Annotated in this window: 4 protein-coding genes; 1 reads left to right on the top strand and 3 read right to left on the bottom strand. The window is 55.1% G+C overall.

What is annotated here, in order from left to right; genetic code table 11:
- Nucleotides 1–118: 118 nt before the first annotated feature.
- Together AKG12_RS28935 and hmpA are read right to left on the bottom strand one after the other, a co-directional pair.
- Complete coding sequence (locus AKG12_RS28935) at nucleotides 119–1,267, bottom strand: hypothetical protein (RefSeq protein ID WP_237681312.1); 1,149 nt, start codon at nucleotides 1,265–1,267, stop codon at nucleotides 119–121.
- Between the two features lie 37 nt (nucleotides 1,268–1,304).
- On the bottom strand, nucleotides 1,305–2,519 hold the full coding sequence (hmpA, locus tag AKG12_RS28930; RefSeq protein ID WP_052821460.1) for an NO-inducible flavohemoprotein: 1,215 nt from the start codon (nucleotides 2,517–2,519) through the stop codon (nucleotides 1,305–1,307).
- A gap of 141 nt (nucleotides 2,520–2,660) precedes the next feature.
- Between hmpA and AKG12_RS28925 the strand changes: the two genes are divergently transcribed.
- A complete protein-coding gene (locus AKG12_RS28925; protein WP_052821459.1) occupies nucleotides 2,661–3,086 on the top strand; it encodes an Rrf2 family transcriptional regulator in 426 nt (141 codons plus the stop codon).
- A gap of 210 nt (nucleotides 3,087–3,296) precedes the next feature.
- On the opposite strand, the gene AKG12_RS28920 is transcribed toward AKG12_RS28925, so the two are convergent.
- Nucleotides 3,297–3,705: transposase (locus AKG12_RS28920; RefSeq protein ID WP_197283375.1), on the bottom strand; the 409-nt coding region annotated here is incomplete at its 5' end.

Below are 3,705 nucleotides of genomic sequence, written 5' to 3'. Positions count from 1 at the left end.
CGGAAAAATTGATCTCCTCCAAGCCCGCGTCATCGGCGCGGGATAAAATCCATCACCACCAAAACTGCGTCAGAGCCAATATTCAACGCCGATTGACACGCATCCGAGATTTCGTGCTTCAGTGACTGTGCGGCACTTCCTCCGCGGGTCTGCCGGGCCCGTGGGGATGTTCGGTGCTGTAAGAATGTGTAGTTTTGTCTTCGATTGACGCTGGAGTAATTCCGTCGATACCGAAGAAAGCCATATGCAATCCCCAGTACGCGCTGGAGAATAGTGTAAGCGCGCAGAGTAGACCGACCGGCACGTTTACCAGCTTGCGCTTGTACTTAGTCATCAGATCGAGACCGGATCGCTGTTCCGCGGCAACTGCGATGAGGATGGCCATGATGAGACCGTGACCAATAAGATCGATACGACCGAAAGGCCAGACAGCAGCCGTGAAAATTACCAGTAGCGCGATCGCGGAAAGCCGACGTATCAAGGGTGTCCACAGGAGACCGAAACCGAGAGTGAATTCCGCTACCCCCGCCATCGGGATGAAAACGTCGCGTGGCATGCCGAAAGTGAGGAACGGCTTTTCAAGAACAAGCGGATAGAACCAGTCTGGAAACGCAAATTTTTCGAGGCTGGACCACATCAGCGCCACGGCAAGTCCCCACCTCAAGGCTTCGAAGCGTCTGGCACGCAACTTCTCGTTTTTGAGAGGTTCGAGAACAAGATAAGCCGCCACGCCGAGGCCAAGCGCGAGGTAGTCGAAAAGATGGAAGAGCTCATAATCGCGAAGCGCGAAGACCCATAATGCGATAATGCTTACACCGGCCAAAGGCATGGTCGCCCGCCAGAATATGCAGCACGCTATCACAAGCTGAAGCCACGAAACCCATTCATGAGGAGTCTTCAAATCGGGAGTAAGATAGACATTTCCGACAGAAAATATGGCGATAAAAAAGGCCGCAGTGATGGCTCTGATATAATCGTCCTGCCGCAGCCATACCGGAGCGGTCAGTCGATTGAGCGCGCCGATCGCGCCACCTCCCCATCTGCTTCGTTCAAGGAGGCGGGTGAGGAGAAAGAACACAACCACCAAGCCGATTCCAATCCAGAACCAGAAATCGGACAACGTCCGGCCGATAGGCTGAGGAGGAGCACCAACAATGTAGGGCGCGAACCACTTGACGTGCGCCGACGCATTCGTTGGAAAAAACGATAGAGACATTATTATAGGAGTTGCGCGTTTGTGGACGTCAAACATGACAGTTACTTTCATTGCGCCTCAAGGGGGCGGCGGTCCCGGTTGCCGTAGTTCAGGCCGCGAGCTGCTCATCGGCCGGACCAAAGAATTCGAAATGGATCCGATCTGCGTTCACGCCCGCCATCCAAAGACCGTTTACGAGAGACTTGAGGAATGGCCTCGGACCGCAGAGATAAAAATCTCCTGTCGTGAACGGTGTATTGTGCTTGAGCCAGTCCAAGCTGATGAAGCCATCGTAGTCATGGGTCTCACCTGCCGTATCCGTCGCAGCCGGCTCGCTGTAGAAAGTGGCAACGGATATGCGCCCGTGCTCCTTCGCGATCGATCTCACATGACGGTCCATTGCATGGGTTGAGCTGTTAAGCGCAGCATGGACATAATACGCTTGCACATCAGGGTACTCGGCGCCGATCGTCTCGATCATGCTTACCATCGGCGTCAGCCCAACGCCTGCCGACACCAATATTACGGGCCGCACAGGCTGTTCGGGTAAAAAGAAGTCGCCGGCGGGCGGAGTGGCTTCTATAATGTTCCCTACCTGCGCGATGTCATGCAGGAAGCGTGAACCGCCAGCGCCGCTTTCTTCCCGCTTGACGGAGATCCGATAATAATCGTTGTTCGGTGAGCAGGAGATCGAGTAATTCCGCTTGACCTGCGAGCCATCGACCAGGAACAGGCGGAGTGTCAGGTACTGTCCAGGCTTGTGCTTAACGACATAGCCCCCGTCTGCGGGCCTCAGGATGAACGTTGTGATGACGCTGCTTTCTCCTATTTTTTCCGCAATGACAAATGGCCGCCAGCCCTGCCAGCCGCCCTGCTCCGCATTGAGCCCGTCTCGAATAACGGCCTCGCGTTCCTTGAGTAGATCGGCGAGGAACCAGTAGGCTTCCGCCCAGGCCTCAATCAATTCCGGCGTCGCTGCATCGCCAAGCACCGCCTTGATGGCGCTAAGGAGCGCGGTTGCGACATAGGGGTAATGCTCGGGCAGAATGTTGTAGCCGATATGCTTTTGGGCGATGCGCTCAACCACCGGAACGACGGGCGCAAGATTGTCGATGTTTTGCGCGTAAGCGACAATTGCAGCGGCCAAAGCATGAATCTGCGACCCACCCTCACCCTGGTTTGAATGGTTGAAGAGTTCTTTGATATGAGCATCTTCGAACAAGCGGGCGTACATCGCCTTGGTAATTGCGGTTCCATGAACTGCAAGCGCAGGCGCGCTGGCTTTCACGATGAGGATGGTCTTTTCACTGAGAGGCGCAGGCATGGCAGTTTCCTTTCTGTTCCAAGTCGAGGAGCTTCCGCCCCACACTAAAAGATGCATTTAATTTGCATCTATTGGTGCCGTCAAAAAGATGCTAAGTAAATGCATATTTTTGACGAATGTCATTATGTCGCAGGAAAGCCCATGAAACTCTCGCTCTACAGCGACTACGCCATGAGGGTGATGATCCACCTTGCAGCCAAAGACGAGAAGATATCGATCCGCGAGGTCGCCGATATCTACGACATCTCCCAGAACCACCTGATGAAGGTTGTCCAGGATCTCGCTGGCGCTGGCTTCATAGAGGCCGTCAGAGGCCGTAACGGGGGCCTTCGGCTTGCGAAGCCAGCCGACCAGATCAATCTGGGGTCAATTCTGCGACACACCGAAAAGTTGACCGATTTGTTCGTATGCGAAGGTTGTATCATTGCTCCTGCGTGCGGCTTACCGGTCGTTCTTCGGGAAGCAACAGCGGCGTTCGTGGCAGTATTTGATCGATACTCATTGGCCGACGTCGTGAAGAAAAAGTCCGATCTGGCTGCTTTACTGACTGCGATATCTCATGTGTAGGTTTGTTACAGAGTAGCCGCACCAAAAGCGTTGTTGCAATGGCGCTTTCGCGACGTTTCCCCCGACGATGTGTTCGTCGCTGTGTTTCGGCGTTGAATATTGGCTCTGACGCAGTTTTGGTGGTGATGGATTTTATCCCGCGCCGATGACGCGGGCTTGGAGGAGATCAATTTTTCCGNGGCTCTGACGCAGTTTTGGTGGTGATGGATTTTATCCCGCGCCGATGACGCGGGCTTGGAGGAGATCAATTTTTCCGCGGCCGTACATCTGGCGTTTCACAAGTTTGAGCTTGGTGATCTGCCCCTCCGTCTGGCCGTTGGACCATGGTGAAGAGATCGCTGCGCTGACGGCTGCTCGGTCTCTAACGACACCGTTGGCGAAGGAGGCGACCAAGCCCGATCGAGCGCGTTCCAACCACGGATCGAGATCAGCGAGAGATTTCTTGCGGATCATGGCCTGGAAGGCGGCGATGACTTCCCGCGCCTCAACCAGCAGCGGCACGCCACCCTCAATCGCCGCAACCGTCACGGTCTCAGATTTGGAAAGGTCGTCGCGGCCGATGGTCATGAGACGTGCAATGGTCCTGGCCGAAGGCGCTCGGCTCAACGCGCCCGCATCG

The sequence above is a fragment of the Agrobacterium sp. SUL3 genome, assembly GCF_001263295.1.
GTDB classification, from domain to species: Bacteria; Pseudomonadota; Alphaproteobacteria; order Rhizobiales; family Rhizobiaceae; genus Agrobacterium; species Agrobacterium tomkonis.
This window is presented reverse-complemented; position numbering and strand designations above follow the sequence as displayed.